Origin of the sequence: Sorangium sp. So ce119 (genome assembly GCF_051524405.1) — a bacterium.
Classification (GTDB): Bacteria; Myxococcota_A; Polyangia; order Polyangiales; family Polyangiaceae; genus Sorangium; species Sorangium cellulosum_G.
Window position 1 is genome coordinate 5,440,819 of the sequence record NZ_CP150310.1, and the last position, 22,055, is coordinate 5,462,873.

17 protein-coding genes are annotated in these 22,055 nt (G+C 68.4%); 8 read left to right on the plus strand and 9 right to left on the minus strand.

What is annotated here, in order from left to right:
- Positions 1–68: 68 nt before the first annotated feature.
- On the plus strand, positions 69–1,700 hold the full coding sequence (locus tag WME76_RS20375) for a non-reducing end alpha-L-arabinofuranosidase family hydrolase (RefSeq protein ID WP_437961736.1): 1,632 nt from the start codon (positions 69–71) through the stop codon (positions 1,698–1,700).
- Positions 1,701–2,158: 458 nt separating this feature from the next.
- Here the strand turns inward: WME76_RS20375 and WME76_RS20380 are convergent, their stop codons facing one another.
- The 3 genes from WME76_RS20380 to WME76_RS20390 form a co-directional block, all read right to left on the minus strand.
- Complete coding sequence (locus tag WME76_RS20380) at positions 2,159–3,076, minus strand: hypothetical protein (RefSeq protein ID WP_437961737.1); 918 nt, start codon at positions 3,074–3,076, stop codon at positions 2,159–2,161.
- A gap of 361 nt (positions 3,077–3,437) precedes the next feature.
- On the minus strand, positions 3,438–4,814 hold the full coding sequence (locus WME76_RS20385) for a DUF1552 domain-containing protein (RefSeq protein WP_437961738.1): 1,377 nt from the start codon (positions 4,812–4,814) through the stop codon (positions 3,438–3,440).
- Positions 4,815–4,830: 16 nt separating this feature from the next.
- The gene (locus WME76_RS20390) at positions 4,831–6,321 is read right to left on the minus strand and encodes a DUF1592 domain-containing protein (RefSeq protein ID WP_437961739.1); all 1,491 of its coding nucleotides are present in this window, start codon (positions 6,319–6,321) and stop codon (positions 4,831–4,833) included.
- Between the two features lie 701 nt (positions 6,322–7,022).
- Here WME76_RS20390 and WME76_RS20395 point away from each other — a divergent pair.
- Both WME76_RS20395 and WME76_RS20400 read left to right on the plus strand, forming a co-directional pair.
- Complete coding sequence (locus tag WME76_RS20395) at positions 7,023–7,226, plus strand: hypothetical protein (RefSeq protein WP_437961740.1); 204 nt, start codon at positions 7,023–7,025, stop codon at positions 7,224–7,226.
- A gap of 44 nt (positions 7,227–7,270) precedes the next feature.
- Entirely contained in the window at positions 7,271–8,311 is a 1,041-nt protein-coding gene (locus tag WME76_RS20400; RefSeq protein ID WP_437961741.1) for a Gfo/Idh/MocA family protein, read from the plus strand.
- 82 nt (positions 8,312–8,393) lie between these two features.
- On the opposite strand, the gene WME76_RS20405 is transcribed toward WME76_RS20400, so the two are convergent.
- Together WME76_RS20405 and WME76_RS20410 are read right to left on the minus strand one after the other, a co-directional pair.
- A complete protein-coding gene (locus WME76_RS20405) occupies positions 8,394–9,536 on the minus strand; it encodes a family 16 glycosylhydrolase (protein ID WP_437961742.1) in 1,143 nt (380 codons plus the stop codon).
- A 175-nt stretch (positions 9,537–9,711) separates the two neighbouring features.
- Positions 9,712–11,436, minus strand: coding sequence for a glycoside hydrolase family 43 protein (locus WME76_RS20410; RefSeq protein ID WP_437961743.1), 1,725 nt, complete (start codon positions 11,434–11,436; stop codon positions 9,712–9,714).
- A gap of 833 nt (positions 11,437–12,269) precedes the next feature.
- Between WME76_RS20410 and WME76_RS20415 the strand changes: the two genes are divergently transcribed.
- Positions 12,270–13,046: a hypothetical protein gene (locus WME76_RS20415; protein WP_437961744.1), complete on the plus strand. Its 777-nt coding sequence runs from the start codon at positions 12,270–12,272 to the stop codon at positions 13,044–13,046.
- Between the two features lie 198 nt (positions 13,047–13,244).
- Here WME76_RS20415 and WME76_RS20420 read toward each other — a convergent pair whose 3' ends face one another.
- Positions 13,245–14,066, minus strand: a complete 822-nt coding sequence (locus WME76_RS20420) for an endo-1,4-beta-xylanase (RefSeq protein ID WP_437961745.1) — start codon at positions 14,064–14,066, stop codon at positions 13,245–13,247.
- On the opposite strand from WME76_RS20420, the gene WME76_RS20425 reads away from it, so the two are divergent.
- A complete protein-coding gene (locus WME76_RS20425; protein WP_437961746.1) occupies positions 14,059–14,451 on the plus strand; it encodes a hypothetical protein in 393 nt (130 codons plus the stop codon). The genes WME76_RS20420 and WME76_RS20425 overlap by 8 nt on opposite strands.
- 73 nt (positions 14,452–14,524) lie before the next feature.
- Here the strand turns inward: WME76_RS20425 and WME76_RS20430 are convergent, their stop codons facing one another.
- The gene (locus WME76_RS20430; RefSeq protein WP_437961747.1) at positions 14,525–14,704 is read right to left on the minus strand and encodes a hypothetical protein; all 180 of its coding nucleotides are present in this window, start codon (positions 14,702–14,704) and stop codon (positions 14,525–14,527) included.
- A 402-nt stretch (positions 14,705–15,106) separates the two neighbouring features.
- On the opposite strand from WME76_RS20430, the gene WME76_RS20435 reads away from it, so the two are divergent.
- The 3 genes from WME76_RS20435 to WME76_RS20445 all read left to right on the plus strand — a co-directional run bounded on the left by WME76_RS20435 (position 15,107) and on the right by WME76_RS20445 (position 18,345).
- On the plus strand, positions 15,107–15,283 hold the full coding sequence (locus tag WME76_RS20435; RefSeq protein WP_437961748.1) for a hypothetical protein: 177 nt from the start codon (positions 15,107–15,109) through the stop codon (positions 15,281–15,283).
- Positions 15,284–15,450: 167 nt separating this feature from the next.
- The gene (locus WME76_RS20440; protein WP_437961749.1) at positions 15,451–16,770 is read left to right on the plus strand and encodes a PAS domain-containing protein; all 1,320 of its coding nucleotides are present in this window, start codon (positions 15,451–15,453) and stop codon (positions 16,768–16,770) included.
- A 537-nt stretch (positions 16,771–17,307) separates the two neighbouring features.
- Positions 17,308–18,345, plus strand: coding sequence for an SGNH/GDSL hydrolase family protein (locus WME76_RS20445; protein WP_437961750.1), 1,038 nt, complete (start codon positions 17,308–17,310; stop codon positions 18,343–18,345).
- 170 nt (positions 18,346–18,515) lie between these two features.
- Here the strand turns inward: WME76_RS20445 and WME76_RS20450 are convergent, their stop codons facing one another.
- Both WME76_RS20450 and WME76_RS20455 read right to left on the minus strand, forming a co-directional pair.
- Positions 18,516–19,898, minus strand: coding sequence for a DUF1552 domain-containing protein (locus WME76_RS20450; RefSeq protein ID WP_437961751.1), 1,383 nt, complete (start codon positions 19,896–19,898; stop codon positions 18,516–18,518).
- Positions 19,898–21,565, minus strand: coding sequence for a DUF1592 domain-containing protein (locus WME76_RS20455; protein ID WP_437961752.1), 1,668 nt, complete (start codon positions 21,563–21,565; stop codon positions 19,898–19,900). The genes WME76_RS20450 and WME76_RS20455 overlap by 1 nt, the downstream gene beginning before the upstream one ends.
- Between the last annotated feature and the right edge of the window lie 490 nt (positions 21,566–22,055).

Below are 22,055 nucleotides of genomic sequence, written 5' to 3' on the forward strand. Positions count from 1 at the left end.
CAGCCGATCCCGGGCGCCATCCAATGTGTCTTGCTTCCCGCTTCGTATGCCTTTGAACAGAGGGGATAATGATGAGAATTCGATTTGGACTATGGTCCCTGGTCACGACGTTCGCCGCCACGGCTGCGTGCGTCTCCGCCGAGCAGCTCGATGAAGGCGGCTACGAGTTCGACGAGTCATCGGAGAGCGTCACCATCGACACCGCGGCGACCTACACGATCGTCGGCGTCCAGAGTGGAAAATGCGTCGAGGTGGCCGGTGGCAGCACCGCTGACGCAGCGGCCTTGCAGATCGCGAGCTGCAACGGCTCGACGCGGCAACAGTTCCGCATGGAATCGGCGGGCGGCGGCTACTATCGCATCCGCAACGTCAACAGCAACCGTTGCATGGACGTCTCGGGCGCCTCCACCAGCGACGGCGCCCGCATCCAGCAATACTCCTGCTGGAGCGGGGAAAACCAGCAGTGGTCGTTCGCGGACGTCGCCGGCGGCGGCGTGCGCCTCACCGCACGCAACAGCGGCAAGTCCCTGGACGTCTACGGCCGCGGCACCGCGGACGGCACCGCCGTGATCCAATGGTCGTGGAGCGGCGGGACGAACCAGCAGTTCCGGCTCACGCCCGTCGGCTCGGGCACGAGCAGCACGAGCAGCACGAGCGGCGCGGGCGGCGGGGCCGGCGGCAGCGGCGGGGCCGGCGGCGGCGGCGGGGCCGGCGGCAGCGGCGGGGCCGGCGGCAGCGGCGGGGGCGGCGAGAGCTGCGGCCTGCCCACCAGCTTCCGCTGGCAGTCGAGCGGCATGCTGGTGAGCCCGAAGTCCGACGCGACGCACAACATCGTGTCCATCAAAGATCCGACGGTCTCGTTCTTCAACGACCGATGGCACATCTACGCCACCACGGCGAACACCGCCGGGAACTGGCAGATGACGTACCTGAACTTCACCGACTGGTCCCAGGCCGCGTCCGCGTCGCAGTACTACATGGATCGTACGCCCGGCTTCAGCGGCTACCGGTGCGCGCCGCAGATGTTCTTCTTCAAGCCTCAGAACAAGTGGTATCTCATCTATCAAGCGCAGCCGCCGCAGTTCTCCACGACGACCGACCCGAGCCGCCCGGAGACCTGGACCAGACCGCAGAACTTCTTCGCGTCCACGCCCGCTGGCATGCCGAGCCTGCCCATCGATTACTGGGTGATCTGCGACAGCGCCAACTGCTACCTCTTCTTCACCGGCGACGACGGCAAGATGTACCGCAGCCAGACCACCGTGCAGAATTTCCCGAACGGGTTTGGCCCGATCTCGATCGCCCTTCAGGACTCGAACCGCAACAATCTGTTCGAGGGGAGCTCCACGTACAAGATCAAGGGCATGAACAAGTACTTGACCCTGATCGAGGCCATCGGCCCGACGGGCGCCAGGTTCTATCGCTCCTTCACCGCGGATCGCCTCGACGGCACCTGGACCCCGCTCGCGCATACGTGGAACGCGCCGTTCGCAGGTCAGAACAACGTCACCTACGCGCCGGGCGTGGCTGACTGGAGCGACGACGTCAGCCATGGCGAGCTGGTGCGCGACGGCAACGACGAGACCGCGACGATCGACACCTGCAATCTGCAGTTCCTGTACCAGGGACGCAATCCGAGCTCGGGCGGCGAGTACTCGCAGCTCCCGTATCGCCTCGGCCTTCTGCAGGCCGTTCGCTAGAGCGGCGGGCACCCGCTTCGGATACGGGCCCACCTCGACGTTTTCGGTGCTCAGCGCACAGGAGTGCGCTTCCGCGCCGAAAACGCCGATCTGGGCCCGTCTCCTGTGCGGGTGACCGCCGCTCTGTGTCTCGTGTATCAGACGCGACCGAGCACCGCTCCAGAGCGGTTTTCAGCCGGAATTGGTACACCGTCTTCCATCTTCCGCCTTCCGTGCTCGTCCTTCGTGCGCGCTGACTCCGGTGAATCGCGCACGCGCACGCGCACGAGGGACGAGCATGGGGAAGGCAGACGGAAGACGGAAGACGTCTGCCTGAAACCCAAGCAAAAAGCGCTCTCGGGCATGTCGGCAAGCCGTCGCGGGCGCCCCGAAGCTAGCGAGCACGACCCAGTAATCCTCGGCGATTCGAGGGAAGGCGAGCGGCGATTCGGGGCGCGCAGCCGGTTTGCCGATACGCCCTACTCGCTCACCGACACAACGTCCAGGCGCAGCATCTGGCCGATGGTCGGCGCCGTGTCGTACGGTGGCAGCCCCTCGAAATAGTCCTTGGTCCAGTTGGCGATCTGGCGTTCGTTGCCGTCGTTCATCACCACCTTGACCACGGCGCCGCCGTTGACCTGGATCGTCGCCTCGTAGTCCTCCTTGTGAATGTCGTGAGCGCGGTACTGGTAATTGTTCAGCCAGTACGTCTGGCGCGGCTCGCTCACCTCGATCGAATATTGCTGGTAATTGATGGCGTCGCCGGGGCCAATGCTGCCGCCGATCATGAACGGCTTCATGGGCATCTCCCCCCCCACGATGTCCGTCGGCTCCCAGATCCCGCGCACCCGCAGCTTGACCGAGTACGTCGTGCCCGGGTCGCCGCCGAAGGTCACCTGCTTCTCGATGCGCTGGGTACCGGGCGGATGATTGCACGTCGCCATGCGGGCCAGCGGCAAGGGCGTCGACGGGTCGCACGGGGCATCGACAAACAGCTTGTCCAACCCGCTCGCATAGCTTGCCAGATCGGGAGCGGCGTCGCCGCCGCCACCACCCGAGCCGCCGCCGCCACCCGAGCCGCCGCCGCCACCCGCACCACCGCCGCCACCCGCACCACCGCCGCCACCCGAGCCGCCGCCGCCACCCGGGCCCGACGCGGCGTCCTGCGTACCGGTATCGCCCGGCGCTGCTCCCGCGGTTCCCCCGGTCCCCCCCGGGTCGCCCGTCTCGGTGCTGCTGCATCCGGCGACCGCAAGCAGCAGCGCAAGCAGAGCCATCGCCGGCATCGCGCAGCTGCTCCGCATACCTGCGGTATCGGGACCGGGATCGGGGTGATCGATGACGGTGCGGCTCGCGCAGACGAGCCGCGGTGTAGCGGACGAAGGACTCGAGTTCATGGAGCCAGTGTCCTACGTTTGAGACGCGCCTGCAAGAGAAGGTAGGACATGACTCAATCGATGGCACAACGACTTGCGAACAGTCGGAGATCGCCCAGCCGTCCAGCCCCGCTACGCGGCCGGGGGCAGCGTCGAGCGCAGCCGCTGGTCGGACCGTCTACTCCAGCACCTTGGTCGCTGAAGCGGCAGCGAAGCATGCCCCTTTGCAGCGGGAAGCCGGAAGCTGACGCCGATCGGCGTGTGTCGCGGAAGCGGGCCGCTCGATCGCGAGGTGGGTTGTCCTCGATCCGGGGACGATGGCGCCGGCAGGTGGGCGGGCGCCTTCGGAGGGCCTCTTCCAGAGGCCCTCGCGGTGCCGCGCTCAGACCTGGATGCCCGCGAGCGGCGACGTGACCCGCCCCGCGTCGACGCCGATCTCCGTGGCCTTCGAGCCCATGATCTGGGCGACCGTCAGGAGCGCCTTGCTCAGGTTGTCGCCGGGGTAGTTGTGGTGCTCGTCGCCGCGCAGCCGTCCTCCGGCTTTCCCCGCGAGGAGCACCGGCCACTCCGCCTTCGTGTGCACCTTGCCCCAGGCGGTGTCGGACGTGACGAACACGAGCGTGTTGTCGAGCAGGTTCGAGCTGCCGTGCGGCGTGCTCTTGAGCTTCGTCAAGAACTCGTTCAGGCAGCGCATCGTGTAGATCACGCCCTTGTCGACGCGGGGCTGACTCGCTTGATCTCCGGCATCCCCGTGGCAGATGGTGTCGTGGAAGTCGTCGTTCATGTCCTGCGCGAGGTGCCGGTAGTAGACGTGCGCGGCGGGCAGCGAGAACATGAACGAGAGCACGCGCGTCCTCTCGCAGGCGAGCGCGAGCGCCGAGAGCTCGACCATGGCGGTGTTCACCTGCGGGGGCGCTTCGCTCTGCGAGTCCTTGCCGGCGGTCGGGGCCGTCGGGCTGCTGCACGCGGACGGCGTGCCGCCGCCGGGGGTCGTCGCCTCGAGGCGCCGCTCGATGGCGCGGATCGACTCGAGGTGCTGCTCCACGCGTTGCCTGTCGGCCGCCCCGAGCCGCTGCTGCAGGCTCGCGCCGTCTTGCAGGACAGAGTCGAGCACGCTCTTCCGGACGTTCGCGAGCTTCGCGGCCTGCTCCGCTCCGTCGTCGCTCGGCGCGGGCGTGCCGCCCATGAACAACCGATTGAACACGGCCCTCGGATCGAACTCCGGGTTGTTGCGCGAGTTCGGTCCCTTGTGTGAGACCGTATGCAGCGAGTCCTGAGGGCCGCCCGGCGTCGCCGGCGTCAATCCCACCTCGAGAGAGCGGTACGGCGCCCCCTCGGAGACGAGGTCCGCGACGACCTGGTCGATGGATGGGGCCCGCACGGCGTTCCCGTTGAGCGGCGCGCCGGTCGTGGCCCCCGCCGACCCGCTGGGGTGCTCGAAGCCGGAGACGACGAGCTTGTTCTCGAGGCCGCTGATCACCGTGAGATGAGACTTGTGCTCCGCGAGCGGCTGGAGCTGGGGGCTGAGCTCCCACGCCGAGCCGGAGCCCGTGCGCGCCGGCTTCCAGCGGCCGGGCAGCGTGCCGTTGCCGAAGAACCACGTCACGTAGAGCGGCGAGACCGGGGTTTTCGGCTGGGCGAGCGCCGTGCCGCTCTCGTTCAGCATGATCTCCAGCAGCGGCAGCGGGATGGTGACGGCGGCGCCCGTCGCCAGCAGGCCCCGGAGTACGGTTCGTCGGTCCAGAACTTTCTTGGTCATGGTGGGCACCGTGCGTTCAGGGTTGGGGGGCGACGGAGGAAAAGGCTTCGTTCGTCACGACGTCGAGGACGAGCTCGCGCAGGTCGAACCCCGACGCCTCGAACGAAGCGGCCAGCGTGTCCAGCACGGTGACGTCCACCTTTCGCTCCTCGTGGCCTGCTGCATACGCGTAGTACTTGCGGACGAGGCACCGAGCGACATCGTCGCTCTCGCTGACGGTCATGCCGAGATCGCGCGCGTCGGCGACCGCCTCGCCGTTGAAGTCGCCGCTGGGGTCGATCGGCAGACCGTGATCGGTCGTGCGGTAACGGCCGATCGCGTCGAACGTCTCGAGCGGCAGGCCGAGCGGGTCCATGAACCCATGGCAGCTGGCGCAGGCAGGAGCGGTCCGGTGCGCCTCGAGCCGCTGACGCTTCGTGAGCGGCCTGTCCGCGGGCGGCTCCGGGAGCTCGAGGGCGATGTCACCGGGGGGCGGCGGGACAGGCGTGCACATGAGGGCGTCCCGCATGAACTTGCCGCGCAACGTGGGCGACCCCTCTTTCTGGTTGGCGAACTGCGAGAGGAAGCCGGCCTTGCCGAGGATCCCGACGCGCGGGCCGTCCGCGGGCAACGAGCGGACCTCGAAGGTGCTCGAGCTCAGGCCGGTCGTGTCGAGGCCGTAGAGCTGGGCGAGCTCCGTGTTGACGACGACCTTCGTGGTCGAGAACAGGTCGAGCGCGCTCGCCTGTTCGTCGAACGCGAGGACCTCCCAGGTGCCCCGCATGTCGCGGACCATCGCCGCTCGCAGCGCGGCGTCGTACTCCGGAAACAGCTCGGTGTCTTTCGCCTGCGTGCCGATCCGATCGAGCCGCATGTACTCTTCGGCGAAGGCGCCGACGGCCTCGCGCCCAGCGGGCGTGTCGAGCATCCGCGTCGCCGCGGCGCGAACCCCCTCCACCGTGTCGAGCGTCCCGCTCGCGGCCTCGTCGAGCAGCGTCCTGTCCGGCAGGCTGTTCCACACGAGGAACGCGAGCCGGGACGCCATCTCGTACCCCGTCAAGCGAAGCGACCCATCGGCGCTCGGGGCGCCGAGCTCCGGTCGATACAGGAAGTTCGGCGACGAGAAGAGCGCCACCGTCGCCCAGCGGGCTCCCTCGACGGCGCTGTCGAGCTCCGCCGCGGCATTGCTGGCGACCGCCGCGAGCCTGTCGACCTCCGCTGTCTCGAGCGGGCGGCGCCACGCTCGAAGCCCCAGCGCCTGGATGAAGCCGCGCACGCAAGCGTCGTCCTGCGCCCCGCTGGGCGCGCAGCCGATGAACTGGTCCCGCTTCGCGGAATCCGCGAACACAGCGTCGACGGCGCTCTCGATGGCCGTGTGGTACTGCTCGACGCCTCGCTCCGAGGTCACCACGGTCGCGGCGCCGATGACAGCGAAGTTTCCATTCCAGCTGTCGGCGTCGAGCTCATTGATGTTGACCTCCACGCCGAAGACGTCGCGCACGGCATTGCGGAATTGCGTTCTCGTCAAACGACGCAGCATCCCGGCCGCGGGTTGGAACGGCGGAGGGGCCGAGCCCGTCGACGGTCCATCGCTCCCGGCGGAGGATCCCCCGGCGTCATCCGCCGGATCACCCACCGTGCCCGTGCACGCGGCCGCGAGCGCGAGCGCACAAACAGCGGCGGCTTCTCTTGAGGAACGGAGCTCGTGCCACGACGGCTTCTTCATCTTGCTCTCCGATAATGCGAGGGGTGACGACGCACGGGTACCCACATCTGGCGACAATGCCTGAGAGCAACTGCTCGCGCTGTGAAACCCATCTCGCCCGGCGTGACAGAACGTGGAGCGCCTGACCGTGATCCCCGGTGGATCGACGCCAGGCACGCTCATCGGCGACCGCTTTCGCTACAACCGAACGGAACCCGTGCCGAAACCGGTCAGACGACGAAGGCCTCGGCACGCAGGACGACCCACCCAGGGCGAAGCCAAAGGATACCCCCCGCCAGATGTGAACGATCACATTTCTGATGTCAAACTCAATCGACCGGCCCGACGGGGATCCTCGAGCGCGAGGGAGGACAACGCAGGCGGGCTCCTCCGGAGCGCCGCGTCACGGTAATGCAGGCCCCACAGCGGTCGATTTGGATTGACGTTCGAAATGTGAGCGTTCACATTTGGAGGGCTGCGATGGGGTGGCTGAGCTTGCCCTTCACCTGATCAGGAGACGTCGGATGTCGATGCGCATGAAGCTGATGGGGGCCGTGACGATGAGCCTCAGCCTTGGCTTTGCCGTCGGCTTTGCACTCGGCTTCGCGGGCGCAGCATGGGCCGGGGACGGGACGGCGCACGTCCCCGCATCGGGCGCCGAGGCGAAGAATTTCGGCTGCGGCGCAAAAGGACAGAAGGCCTGTCCGTCGATTCACGTCGAGCGTTGAGAGACGCGCCGTCGGCCACCAGCGTCGCGCGCTGCGAGGTGCCCATGCCCACATCTGCCCAGGATCGGAAGTCGAGCGAGCACCTCACCCCCGTGCGCTGGGGCGTCCTCGGGGCGAGCAACTTCGCGTTGAAGGTCAGCCTGCCCAGCATGAGGCGGGGGCCCCTGACCCAGCTCGCCGCGCTGGCGTCGCGCGACCTCGGCAAGGCGCGCGCCGCCGCGCAGTCGCTCGGGATCCCGAAGGCGTACGGCAGCTACGATGAGCTGCTCGACGATCCGGAGATCGACGCCATCTACAACCCGCTGCCCAACCACCTCCACGTGAAGTGGACGGCGCGCGCGGCCCGCGCCGGCAAGCACGTCCTGTGCGAGAAGCCGATCGCGCTCAGCGCCAAGGACGCCGCGGCGCTCGTCGACGTCCAGCACGAGACGGGCAAGCGCATCGCCGAAGCGTTCATGATCCGCTACCACCCGCAGTGGCAGCAGGCCAGGGACTGGGTGCGGAGCGGCCGGATCGGCGAGCTGGTCAGCGTCCAGATGGCGTTCTCGTATTTCAACCGCGACGCCACCAACATCCGCAACAGGATGGAAGTCGGGGGCGGCGCGCTCTACGACATCGGCTGCTACGCGGTGAACACGTCGCGCTTCCTGTTCGGGCGCGAGCCCGTGCGGGCGATGGCGCTCGTCGAGCGCGATCCCGAGTTCGGCACCGATCGCCTGACCTCGGGCCTGCTCGACTACCGCGGCGCGCACCTGACGTTCACGTGCAGCACGCAGGCCGTCCCCTACCAGCGCGTGAACGCGCTCGGCACCAGGGGGCGCATCGAGATCGAGATCCCGTTCAACGCCCCCGCCGACCAGCCGTGCAAGCTCTTCCTCGATGACGGCTCGACGCTGAACTGCAGCTCGGCCAAGGTCGCCTCGTCGGCCGTCGTCGACCAGTACCACCTCCAGAGCGAGGCGTTCTCGCGCGCCATCCGCACGGGAGGCCCCGTCGAGAACCCGATCGAGGTCGCGGTCGGCAACATGCGCGTCATCGACGCGCTCTTCCGCTCCGCCGAGAGCGGGCGCTGGGAGAGGATCTAGCGGCGCCCGCGGCGCCCGGCGTCGTCACGGCCGCGACGGCGAGAGCGCCCCGCCCCGCGGCGCCTGCGAGCGTCCTGAAAGGTCAGCGACGGGTCCGGCGCCGTCGCATCGCCAGGGCGGAGAGCCCCACGGCGAGCGCCGCGGCCCACGAGCTCGCCGGGGCGCTGGCTCCGGCGGCGACGCACCCGCAATCTCCTTTGAGGACGTCCTCGTCCGGCAGGACTCCGTCGAGCCCGCCTCCCTCGCCCGGCGCGTCGCCGCCCCCGGAGGAGGTGGTCGTCGTCCCCGCCCCGCCCGCGCCGCTCCCGGACGAGGTGGTCGTCGCCGCCCCCTCCCCGCCCGCGCCGCTCGCGGACGAGGTGGTCGTCGCCCCCTCCCCGCCCGCGCCGCTCGCGGACGAGGTGGTCGTCGCCCCCGCCCCGCCGGCGCCGGTGCCTGGCCCGGTGTCTTCATCGCGGGGCACAGCTCCGGTGAATCCCGTCTGCCCCTCCCGCGTCAGCGACAGCACCAGCGTGCCATCTTTCACCGTCACGTTCTGCGGGTCGAAGTCCACGCGGTTCCCGTCGAACGTCCAGTCCGCCTTGCCCCATCGCGCGCCGTCCAGGGAGTCGAAATTGTCCTGCCAATCGAGCTCGAAAGCGCCGTTGTTGTAGCGATAGTACTTGATCCAGTTGACGAACTGATGCTGCGGGAGGACGGAATCGTCGAACGCTCCGACCCACTCGACGACATCGGAGGACCACATGTTCATGCGCAGGCCCTGGGGGCTCCTCAGGGTGCCCACCTGCGCGCCCGTCGTCCGCCTGACCTCCCTCCCGTCGATGCTCCAGGCGACGTAGTCCGGCGTCCACTCCAGCGTGTAGGTGTGATAGCCATCCGCGAGGGAGGTGTCCGCCGTGTGCACCTCCTCCGACGTCACCCTCGTTCCCATCCCGGTGATGATGTTGGACTGCCAGCTCCGGGCGTTGTCCTTCCCGAAGACCTCGATGTCGATCTCCTCCCAGAACGCACCGGACATCTCGGAGCCGTCCTTGTAGGTGAAGAAGGTCGACAGGATGCCGCTCCCGCGCGCCATGCGCATGCGCACCTCGATGCGACCATGAAGATAGCCCTGGGGCGTGTAAACCTCTGCCCCCTTGTAGGGCTTCGCGACCGCGGTCGAGCTCACCGCGAGCGCCAGCGAGGCAGCGGCGAGCATCAGACCTGCGCGGATTGTCGTGAACATGATGGAACCTCCAGTGAGAACGTGAATACAGTCAGTGTCCGTGGGATAGCTCATCGTCCCGAGCCGCCTGGGCCGGCGGCAGCGAGGAGACGCAGACCCGGGCGACGCCGGGTCTGCGCTCCGCGGCGCCTCGGGCGCAGATCTCTGCGGGCGCTGCGGTCATTGCGCCCGACCGTCAGCTCGCGGCGGCCCCGCCCCGCCCAGGTCCTCGGTTACGCCGCCGCCGCGCGGCGACGGCGCCCAGCGCGATCAAGGCGGCAAAGGCGCCTCTGCGGGAGCTGGGCTCCGAGGTGACCCGGAAGGCGCACCCGCCCGCGTCGTCGACGCCGTCGTCGGCGGGGGCGGCGCCAGCGCCGCCCGTGCCGCTGCCCGCCGTCGCTCCGGTGCCGGTCGTCGCGGCGCTGCTGACGCTCACACCCCCGCCCGAGCCGCCGCTGCCCGTCGCTCCCCCTCCACCCGCGCCCGGAGCGCCCCCGCCGCCGGTCGGATCCGGATCCGGATCCGGGGCGTCGAGCGGAGTGAATCTCCACCAGTTGACATTGAACAGAAACCCGTTTCCACCGGTGAACTTGAGGTACAGATCGTGGACCCCTGTCGCACCGTCGACCGCGCAGGACGTGGTGACCCAGGTCTGGAAGCCGCCGGTCCCCTGGACCATGCAGGTTCCCACCAGCGTGCCGGTCGCGCTGTCGAGGCGCAGCTCGATGTTCCCGCCGCTGGTCGCCGAGGCCACCCTTGCGTCGAAGGACACCGCGCCGGTGCCGAAATCGACGCCCTTCACCTTGATGTAGTCCCCGTTCTCGATCGACCCGACGTCCATCCCGCCCTCGCTGCACGGCTCGGTCTCGACGCCCGATTCCCAGGCGATCGTCTCGGCCTCCGTCATGACATACGGGTTCAGGGTACCGACGCCGGGCGCGCCCGCCTGCGTCATCTTGATCGTCGGGAATGTACCGTCGGCGTTGAACGTGAATTGCTCGACGGCCGTGGACCGGTGAAACCCTCCGCCGCCCGGCAAGGCGCCGTTGTGATAGAAGAAGTAGGAGTTCCCCTTGAAGTCGATGACGCCCGCGTGGTTGGTGAAGCTGGTGCCCTCGGTGGGCATGATGACCCCCCGGTACGTCCACGGGCCGGTGGGGCTGCTGCTCGTGGAGTAGGCGATGTACTCGGAGATGGGGCCGGCCGCATACACCAGGTAGTACAGGCCATCGCGCTTGTAGAGCCACGGACCTTCTTCGTACTTGGTCGTGTGGCGACCGTCGTCATTCCCGGTGCGCTGCCCGAAGCTCGCCGCCGTCATCGGCACGCGCACGACGTCTCCCTGGTAGGAGATCATGTCCTCGTTCAGCTTCACGTAGCACACGCTGGGGTTTCCCCAGTACAGATAGGCCTGGCCGTCGTCGTCGATGAACACCGTCGGATCGATGTCGCCGCAATTGGCGGTGATCAACGGCTTCCCCAGGGCGTCCTTGAAGGGACCGGTGGGGCTGTCCGACACGGCCACGCCGATGGCCATCCTGTTGAGGGAGGTGCTCGTCACAGGAACGTAGTAGTAGAACTTTCCGTTCCTGTGGATCGCCTGGCCTGCCCATGCGTCCCCCTTTGCCCAGCTGAAATCGCGATAACTCAGCGGTGAACCGTGGTCCGTCCAGTTCACCATGTCCCTGGAGGAGTACACTCTCCACTCGTTCATCCCGAACCAGTCCGTCGCGCTGTCCTCGTCGTGTCCGGTATAGAGATATACCGTGTCGCCGTGGACCATGGGCGCAGGGTCGGGGGTATAGAGGGTCTGTACGATGGGATTGTCTGCCAGGGCGCCGGACGGAAGCGCGGTCACGCCACAGATCAACCATGCCGCCGTGAGGAGCTTACGTTGGAGGGATGTCGTGATCGTTGCCATAGCTGGATCCTTGCGGCTCTCCTGAAAACTCGTCAGGTCTCGCCAGATGTCGTGGATCGCCGGGGCCATGACTCTGGCGCTTCTCGCTGGGGTGATTCGCCGCCAAGGCAGCCCGCTGGGCGAGCTGGCAGTGATCGTCTTCCACGGGAAAAGAAAGGATCGGCGGCAGACGACGTTCGAACTCTCGAGATCGGCGACGCTCCGGCGGGGCGCACCGAGCGGCGTCGTGCTCGACCGCGCGTGTGTGGCCCCCGTCACGACCGTGAGGGTCGCGGATGTTCCGAGACGACCGAGCGGGCCTGAGCGTTGCCTGGTGCCGGGGCCGATCGAAGGACGAAGGTCTCGGCGCGCAGGACGTCTCATCCAGGGCGAAGCAAAAGAATACGTTTCGGGAGCAATGTGAACGAACACATGATCGGCGTCAACCCTGATCGACCGGCCCCCGGGCATCCTCGCCCCCCCTGCCCGGGTCCAGGGGGAGCTCCGCCGCGTCCCCCTCGAGCTCGAGAGACCGCGGGCCGGTCGATCGGGATCGGGATTGACACCGAGAATGTGAGCGTTCACATTTGTCCTTGCGGGCATCCTTTCGCTGCGCTCCGGAGGGTTTGCGAGCATCCGCTCGACTCCCCTGCCCCCAGCGAGCTGACCCGCGCCGACGACGTCAGGCGGATGGTGACGCAAAGATCCCGCGGAGACGGTCATGAGGCGACCTGCGGTGCTGCACAGGGCCGCTCACGGACCTGACATGGCCATTCGAACGAGACGCGATATCAACGAGACGAAGTTCGGATTTACCAGCTTCCATGCCGGCGCTCTCGCCGGACGGGTGTGACATGAGAATCTCTCTGCTCGTGGTCCCTTCAATGATGGTTCTTCTCGCCTGCGGCTCCGATGCCGACCCGCCTCCGGACGGCCAGGCGACCTCCAGCTCGACAAGCGCCGTGGGTTCGGGCGGAGGCGCGACGACGGGCGCCAGCACGAGCGCCTCGAGCAGCGCGGGCTCCGGCGGGGCCGGCGGCAGCGGCGAGGCCGGCGGCAGCGGCGAGGCCGGCGGCAGCGGCGGGGCCGGCGGCAGCGGCGCCGAAGACCTGCTCGCGGCGGCCGCCAGCATCGACGGCTTCCGCTGGGAGATCCCGTGCGACGAGGACCCGGGCAACCGCGACGAGTGCGCGACGTCCAAGCGGGTCGACGAGAAGAGGACGTTCGGCGGCTCGCCCGACACGATCTACCAGGTGACCGTCCGGCTCCGCGGCGTGGTCGAGCCGGAGACGTACAAGGGCGGCACGCCCGACGGCATGCACTTTCGCGTGGGCGGCTCACCCGACAACGCGACGTACAACGTCTACAGCTTCTCTGTCTCCGACCCGCCCGAGGTCTACTACCTCAACGATAGCCCCACCGTGGGCCACGACGTGTTCATCATCGACCATACGAAGACCATCCCGGTCCGGGGCGGAGCCACCGTGTCCTTCGTGGGCGACGATCCCAATCGTGTGATGATCGCCAACTTCAAGCACCTGGTCGTGGACGGCGTCCCCCCGGCGCCCGAGCCGTTCGTCGGTCAGTTCATCCAGCTCGACGTGCAATCCGTCGAGGTGACGCAGCCGTGACCGCGCGCCGCGGCGCTCGCGCCTGCGCGCGCCGCGGCTCGGGCGGATCTTGCGCCGTGCAGCCGTTGTTCTTGACGAACCTGTCGCGAAGTTGCTCGCCGGAGGTGTAAGCGCAGGTCCACCCCTCCCACGCAGCCGCGCATGAGCTCCCTCCGGGGAGGGAGCTCGCTCGGGATCATCGCTTGAGCGCGATGTCAATCACCGTTCCAGGAAGTCCATCAGCCACTGCATGGCCGGCCGCAGCCTGCCGTCCGGGTGCTGGAGGCCGGTGTTGTCCCTCCAGGTGGCGCCGACGACGTAACCCCAGAGCGTGATGCCCGGGACCGCGGGGTGATTCCAGAACATCGTGAACTGTTCCTCCATCACCCGCTTCTGCTGGTTGTCGTCCGCGATGCCGATGTCGTACTCCGTGATGTAGACGGGCTTGCCCAGCGCGGCCATCTTGTCGATGTAGTCCTTCACGGTGCTGGTGTTGATCTTGTACGCGTCGTGGGCCTGCGCGCCGAGGGCGTCGACCGGGGCGCCCGCGTCGATCACCGCCTTCGCGATCCTCATGAAGTTGTTGTGGTCGTTCGGGTACTCGATGTTGTTGTAGTCGTTGAGGATCAGGACCGCGCCCGGGCAGAACTCGCGAGCCCACTTGAAGGAGTTGACGATCCAGTCCCAGCCGCTCGCGCCGTCACCGCCGATGCCGTTCTTGTAGGAGGGCGTGGTGTGGGGCGGCGGCTCGTTGACGACGTCGATGTATTTCGTGTCGGGGTAGCGCTCGCAGAACGACTTCATCCAGTCCCTCACGGACGCCTGCTGATCCGCCCCGGAGAGGCCCCCGATCCACTCGGGTTGCTGGGCACCCCACACGAAGACGTGGTGCTTGAAGATGATGTTGTTGTCCTTCGCGTACTTGTAGATCGCGTCGAGCGAGGACCAGTTCCGATTGCCGCGGCTCCTCTCGACGGAGCCCCACTTGCCCTCGTTCTCGGGCGTGATCTGGTTCCAGTAGTTCGCGAAGCCGTTGCGCACTGCGCCGTTCGTCGTGATGTTGCCGACGAACTTCTCGGAGCTGGGGGAACCGCCGCTCCCGCCGGTTCCGGTCGTCGTGCTGACCGATCCGGCGCCGCCTTCGCCCGTCCCGGTGGTCGTCGAGGAGCTGGTCGTCCCCGAGCCTCCGGTGCCGCTGGTCGTCGCTCCGCTGCTCGCCGTCGTACCAGCGCTGGAGCTGGACGTGGAGGAGACGGTGGTGGTGCTGCCCGCTCCCCCCGAGCCGCCCGCGCCACCCTCACCGCCGTCGCCCCCATCGGAGCATCCAAAGAGGGTCGCGACACCGAGCGCGATCCAGGTCGTGCCGCACAGCCGTCTGGAAGAAAGTTTCTTGTTCATATTGGATTTCCGCGAGTTGGGCGATTGAAGTTGGTGATGCCTGGAGCGGCGATCCGACAGGCGGCGGCTCGAGCTCCTAAACGATTGGATTCCCTGGTCTCTCAGGCGATGATCGAGTCGATGAGCCCGCCTTCGAGGCGCTCGTCGCCGAAGCTGTAGAGCGGGCCTCGGTGCGGCAGCGGGCGACCTGCGGCGCACCGATCCGCCGCCCGCGGCGCGGGCCGCCGAACGAGCGAGGCCGGCGCCGAGATCCACCGGAGGACGGAGGTCTCGGCGCGCATGACGACCCACCCCGAATGAAGCAAGAGAATGTGGCTCCGGAGTATTGTGAGCGCTCACAATCTCGGTGTCAACTCCATTCGGCCCGACCTCGACCCCCGGTCGTCTCCAGCCCGCGCGAGGACGGGCCCGGGGGGAAGCGCTCAGAGACCGAGGGCGCCCATCATCTTCTCGGCGTAGCGGGTGCCCAGGGTGACCTGTGCGACGTGACCGAGAGCGCGACGCACGACGGGACGAGCCCGAGAGAACATCGGAGTATGCTCTTCATACGAGAAATTTCTCCGACAGCCGCAGCCAGCCACTGGAAAGCAAGGGGGCCCACATGGCTCGGCACCAACCGCGCGGATACATCCATGGGCAAAGCCTGCGATGGGCTGTGAGCGCTCACAGCACGAATGTCAAGCATGATCGGCGACACGCCTCTTGACACGAACGGGCGGCTCGACGGTGAGCCCAGCGCGGTCAACCCGATCGACCGCGGGCAGCGGCAGGCGCGCGATCGGGGCGGGGCCTGGTCAGATTTCTGGCGAGACCTCGACTTGCAAAGCCGTTACACTGCGGGCGACGCGCTTCTGAAATAGCGCGAAGAGGAGCTAGCATGAGCCGCGACAGGAGCGAGCGGACAGCCGGACCGGGCGGGGGCGCGGACGCAGACGGGGCATCTCCAGGGGACCACGGATCGGAGGCAGGGAGCACGGCGGACCGGCATCGCCAGCTCGACGGGCTCTCCGCGCCGGGTGGGGTGTCCATGCACATCGATGGTCAGACTGATTACAAGGCAGAGTGCCAGGCGCTGCGCGCGCGCGTGGCGGAGCTGGAGCAGGAGCTGGCCAGTCGGCGCGGCGAGAGCGCGCGCGAGAGGGGGTTGGTCAGCGCGCCGGCGGCGTACGTGGACGCTCCGTTCGCGCGGGGCGCCACGCAGGTGCCGGCGCTGATCCACTGGCGCCAGGATGGCACCGTGACGCGCTGGAACGACGCCGCCGGGTGCCTCTTCGGCTGGAGCGAGGCCGAGGCCGTGGGCCGCCGGCTCTCCGACCTCGTGGCCGCGGATCCGGTGTCGCCCGAGGAGGTGCAGGCGTTCAACCACGACGCTGGCGAGAGCTTGTTCGCGACGACCACGAGCGCGGGCACGACGAGAGAGGGGAACGCGATCACCTGCCGGTGGACGTACGCCGTGCTGCGCGACGAGCGAGGAGAAGTCCGGGAGATCGCGGCCATCGTGGATGAAGGCGACGATCCGCGGCGGAGAGAGCGCCTGCTGCACGAGCGCTATCAGATGCTCCTGCAGCTCGTGGACAACTCGCCGAACGTCATGTTCATCAAGGACGCGGAGGGGCGCTACGTGTTCCTCAACCGCCATTACGCGCGCGCTCTCGGGCGGCACGCCATCGAGTTCCTCGGCAAGGACGAGCATGAGTTCGGCGCCACGCCGCCCGGCGTCGCCGACATGATCGTGGCGAAGGAGCGGGAGGTGCTCGCGAGCGGCCGATCGTTGCAGTACCAAGAGGTCCTCGACTACGGCAGCCAGAATTACTATTTCTTCACGGTCAAGTTCCCGGTCCGCAACGAGGGCGGCGAGCTGGTCGGCGTCGGCGGCGTCGTGAGAGAGGACACCGACCTGAGGCGCGCGGAGGCGGAGCGGGCCGCGCTGCAGGAGCAGATCATCGCCGCGCAGGAGGAGGCGCTCCGGGAGCTGTCGACGCCGCTCATCCCGCTCGCCGACGGCGTCCTGGCCATGCCGATCGTCGGGACGATGGACGGCGCGCGCGCGGGGCGGATCATGGAGACGCTGCTCACCGGGATCAGCAGCCAGCGCGCCCACACCGCGATCCTGGACGTCACCGGCGTGCGCGCCGTCGACGCGCTCGTCGCCGACGCGCTGACGCGGACCGCGCGCGCCGCCCAGATGCTCGGCGCGCGCGTGGTGCTCACGGGCATCCGCCCGGAGGTGGCGAGGGCCCTGCTCGAGCTCGGCGCGGACCTCTCCGGCATCATCACGCTGGGCACCTTGCAGAGCGGCATCGCCCACGCGCTCCGGCCCACGGCGCGCCAGCGCGTCGCCCGGTAAAGCGCGCCCCGACGGTCCAGGCGCCTGCGATCCGTCGGGACCGAGGACGGCCGCGCCCCCGTCCATTTCGGTTGACATACGATATGTGAGCGTTCACACTGCCGCTTCGGGTACCCTCCCACTTTGTGTGCTGGAGGCCGTCGTGCAACTCCGGGTCCCCGGGACGGGGATCGATCCGTGCGCCGGTAACGCTGTTCCTCCCTCGGGCTCGCGAACCTTCCAGCCGGACAATCGAGATCGCTGACGGCGGGGCCGGTACGTGTCCCCACAGGCCACGGGCCATGCGTGGAGTATCGAGGCTGCGACGATGGATACACCGTCGTCTGGTGCGAGTGGAATGGAGACCCTCTTCCGCCTGACGTCTCGCCTGCCGCCCGCCGCGACTCTTCAGCTCGTTGTCCTGTGTCGAGTTCATCAAGTCACCGACCCGCGCGTCTCCTCCGAGACGCTGGGTCGATCATCCCGATGGCGCGGCGGAGCGCGCATGGCGAGCTCCGCGGATCTTCGCTTCGGCGTACGTGGTCAAGGAGGAATGCGATGAGCCTGGTTCGAACGAAGGATGGGCGGTGTGGGTCGGGCGCGCGGAGCGATGCGGAGCTCCGGAGGCCGCGCCGCTCGACGTGGGTCGCGCTGGCGGGGGCTGCCGCGCTGGTGGCGCTGTTCAGCGGGTGCTCCGATGAGCCGGGCGGAGCGGCGTCGACCAGCTCCGGGACCGGCGGGGGCGCTGCGTCGGGCGTGACCAGCGGGAGTGTGACGAGCGCCGGCGTGACCAGCGGGAGCGGTGGAGGCGGCGTCACCACGGGCGGCCCGGCAGGCTCGGGCGGCGGCGACGGCGGCGGCGCGACCAGCACCGGGGGCGAGGGAGGTGGCGGCGCGGGTGGCCAGGGCGGCGGCGACGCCGCTGGTGAGGGCGGTGGCGGCGCGGGTAGCGCGGGCGGGTACACGCCGTGCCCGACGACCGGGGAGCCTTGCAAGATCCTGCCGCTCGGCGACTCCATCACGGACGGGATCGGGGTGCAGGGCGGCGGCGGTTACCGGATCGAGCTGTTCAGGAAGGCGCGGGCCGCGGGCAAGAACATCACGTTCGTCGGGTCTCTGGTGAACGGGCCGTCGATGGTCGACGGTGCTGCGTTCCCGCGGAATCATGAAGGGCACAGCGGCTGGAGGATCAATCAGATCGCCGGGCTGGTGCCGACACCAGCGCTCGCGGATCACCCGCACATCGTGCTGCTCCACGCGGGGACCAACGATCTGACCCAGAACGATGACATCCCCATGGCGCCGCAGCGCGTGGGCGCAGTCCTGGACAAGATCTTCGCCTCGTCCCCGGAGACGCTCGTGGTCGTGGCGCAGATCATCCCGATCACCTTCGCCGATCCCACGGTGGTCACCTACAACAACGCGCTGGTGGACATCGTGGAGACGCGGGCAGCCGCCGGGCAGCACGTGGTGCTGGCGGACCTGCACACAGGGTTTCCGGCCGCGGAGCTCCCGGACCGGATACACCCGAACGAGGCCGGCTACGCGCGCATGGCGAACATGTGGTACGCGGCGATCGAGGGCTTGCTGCGGTGAGGCGACGTGGCGCTCGCGCCTTGATTCCTGTCATGCCCTGAGCAGAGGCCCAGGGCACGACCGCTCCCCGCGAGCGCACCGGGGTGGCAGAGGTCGTCCTGCCAGGGGACCTCGACGAGCGCCGGACACCGCCGTCGCTTTCGCGCCAGCGGTGTTCCGGCTCGAGATGGCTACGTCAGGTTCGTGAGCGGCCCGGTGCAGTACCGCGGGTCGCCGAACGTGTCCCTCGCGTCGCCGAACAGATTCAGGATCGAGACGAGCAGGTTGTTGTGCGGGAGGTTCGGGTACCGGAGCCAGCGCCCTGTGCGCAGGCCGCCGCCGCCGCCGGCCAGCAGGAACGGCATGTTCGTCTTGTTGTGGCTCGGCGGATCCGAGAGCTCGGACCCGAAGAAGACGACGCTCTCGTCGAGCAGCGAGTGCCCGCCCATGTCGACCTTCTCCATCTCCTGCAGGAGATAGAGGTGCTGCTTCGAATACCAGTTGCAGATGAGCTCGCACTCGGCCGGCTTGAAGCCGCCGTCGTGCTGGTAGTAATGGTGGTGCTCGGTCAGGTTGAGCCAGGGGAAGGTGTGCTTCGCCTCGGTGTCGCTCCACTGCAGCGTGCCGACCGCGGTGATGTCGCAGGCGAGCGACATCACCAGCATGTCCATCATGAGCTTGCCGACCTTGGGGATCGCCGCGTCGGTCGAGGTGTCCTTGATCGAGCCGTTGTCCGAGGAGTTGAGCCCCGTGCGCGGGTTGTAGTCGGACGTGTCGACCCGCTCCGGCGCCTTGCACGCGCTCGTCTCGACCGGCACGTTGTTGAGGCTCATCTCGATCTCGCGGATCTTCGTCAGATGCTGGTCGACCTTCTGCCTGTCGGCCGCGCCGAGCCGCGAGGACAGGGCGGAGTAGCGCCCGTCGAGGAAGTCGAGGATCGAGCGCTTTCGCGCGAGGCGACGGGCGGCGTCGTTGCCGGCGGTGGGATCCAGCGTGCCGAAGAGCTCGGTGAAGATCTCCACCGGATCGAGGCGCGGCGGGATCGGCTTGAACGGCGCGGCGGTCTCGAAGTTCGCGGCGTTCATCGGCGACACCAGGCCGTGGGACTTGCCCGTCGCCCAGCGCACCGCGATCTCGATGCTCGCCTTCGCCTTCTGACCGGCGGAGATCCGGGAGGCGATCACCTGATCGACGGAGGGCCCGTTGCCGTAGCCGCCGTTCGAGGAGCCCTCCTGCGCCGTGCCCGTGAGCCAGGCGATGATCCCGCTCTGGTGCTGCTCACCGCGCGCGCTCTTCAGGTCGAGGCCGTCGACGACGAGCAGACGGTCCTGCACCGGCGCGAGCGGCGACAGGATGGGCCCCAGGGTGAAGTTCGTCTCGGTGCCGCTCGGCCGCCAGCGGTTGATCACCGTCCCGCCCGGCGTGTAGACGGAGAGGAAGCGCTTGGCGGGGGCGGGGGCCGCGCGCGCGGTGCGCTCGGGGCCCATGATCTCCAGCCAGGGGAGCGCGATGGCGATGGCGCCAGCACCGCGCAGCACGGCACGTCGGCTCAAGCGAAAGTTCGACATCACCATCACTCCTCTCGGGCAGCCATGTAGTGGAAAGCGTCCGTCTGCGTGAGCTCGACCAGGAGCTGCTTCACGTTGTACCCGGATGCCTTGAAGGCGGCCGTGACGTCCGTCTTGGTGCAAGCGTCCTCGGAGCGCAGCGTGAGGCCATAGCCGTACTCGGCCCAGCGCGTCGCGAAGCAGCTCAGCACGTCCTCGTTCTCGGCGAGCTCCCGCACCAGCTCGATCGGCCCGCTCACCGTGACGTCCGTGCCCGGGACCCCGCCGCTCGCGTCGATCTGCACGTCGTTCTCCGTCGTGCGGAACTGCCCGACCGCGTCGTAGTTCTCGAACGGAAACCCGGCCGGATCCAGGAACTGGTGGCACCCCGCGCAAACCGGATCCTGGCTATGCTGGCTGAAGCGGTCCCGCGCCGTCGCGCCTGTGTACGGATCCGGCGGCTTCACCCGCTCCAGGATGTCGCCGGTGGGGAGCGGGATCTTCTGGCACATCAGCTTCTGGATCACGAACGAGCCGCGGATCACGGGGTTGGTCGTGTTCGAGTGCGTCGTCCCGGCCATCACGCCCGCCTGGGTGAGGAGCCCGAGGCGCTGGGTCGTGTCGAGCTGCACCTGCTGGAACTCGTCGCCCGTCACGCCGTCGACGCCGTAGAACTTCGCGAGAGGACCATTCATGAACGAGTACGGGGCCGTCAAGATGGCCGGCCAGGTGCCGGTCCCCTCGAAGATCTCGTGCTCGAGGAATCGCTGCGTCTCTTCGCGCATGAACGAGCCGAGCGTCCGCGAGAAGGTCGGGAACGCCTCCGCGCTTCGCTCGAGGTCCGCGAGATTGCTGATGGGGAGCAGGTTGTCGAAGAAGAACCGGACGGTGGTCCGGAACCGAGGGTCCTCGATCATGCGCTCGGCATGCGCCCGCACGCCCTCCTTCGTCGAGAGCTCGCCTGCCTGCGCCGCCCTGCGCAGCTCGTCGTCGGGCATCGTGCCCCAGAGCAGGTACGAGAGCCGCGTCGCCATCTCGTCGCCCGTGGGCCGGCGGAGCTCGGGGCGCCCCGGGTCGGGTGTGCCCCATTCGATGCGGTAGAGGAAATCGGGCGATTGAAGCAGCCCCTCGATCACCGTGGCGACGCCGACGTCGAACGTCGCATCCGTCCGCCCGACGGTGTAGAGCGCGAGGAGCTCGTCCGCCTCGCCGGCGGCGAGCGGCCTGCGATAGGCGAGCGGCGCGATCCGCTCGATGATCGTGCGCGCGCACGCTTCCTCGCTCTCCCTCGTCACGTTGCTCGCGCACGGGGCGAGCTTCGCGAGCGCCTCCGGCGTGGCTGTCGCGCGCCGGGCGACGCCCTCCGCGACGGTGCCGAGCTGCTCGGCCAGCAGGCTCGAGACCGACAGCGCGTCCGCGTCATTGCCAAAGCCGTTCCCGACATCCTCGCTCGGCAGCGAGAAGGCTGGCTCGGTGGTGTCCCCGAAGAGGTCGCGAACCGTCTTGTTGTACTCGAACCGTGTCAGCCGCCGGAGCGGCGCCCGGCCGGGGTGAATCGCGCCATCCTCGCAGACGCGCGGGTCCACCGTGGTGGGGTTCCCGCCGGTGGGCGAGGTGGGATCGTCCGTGGAATCGTTGGTGCGCGTGTCGCCGCCCAGGCTCCCGGTGCAGCCGCTGGCCAGGATCAACGCCATCGAGACAGCCGACCGACAGCCCCTGAGAGGACGCGCCCGCTCATGTTCTGAGGACCTGGACATGGTTCTCTCTCTGCGCCCGCTGTGGGCACGCCAAGTGGAGTGTGGGCGGGACATGGTGTTCCCCCTCGCCCGTGTCGCGATCGATCGTTGCCACCTCGGCCTGAAGCTCCCTCGACGACGCGCCGAGGGGACCCCATCAGCCACTGCATTGCTGGACGCTGCGCTTCCGTGACGACCGATCGAACGGAATCGGTGCCACGATCGACCCGATGACGAAGGTCGCAGCGCGCGTGACGCCCCGCTCGAAGAGCGAAGCGAAAGGATGCCCCTGACCGCAATGTGAACGATCACATTTTCGGTGTCAACTTGAAATCGGCCGGCTTCCGCGCGTGCTCGAGCCCGGGAGAGGAGAGGCCGTTTGAGCGGCTCCGGAGCGCCGCGTCAGGAGGGGCGACCGGCGTGTCGAGAGCTGTCGCCTGCTGTGTGC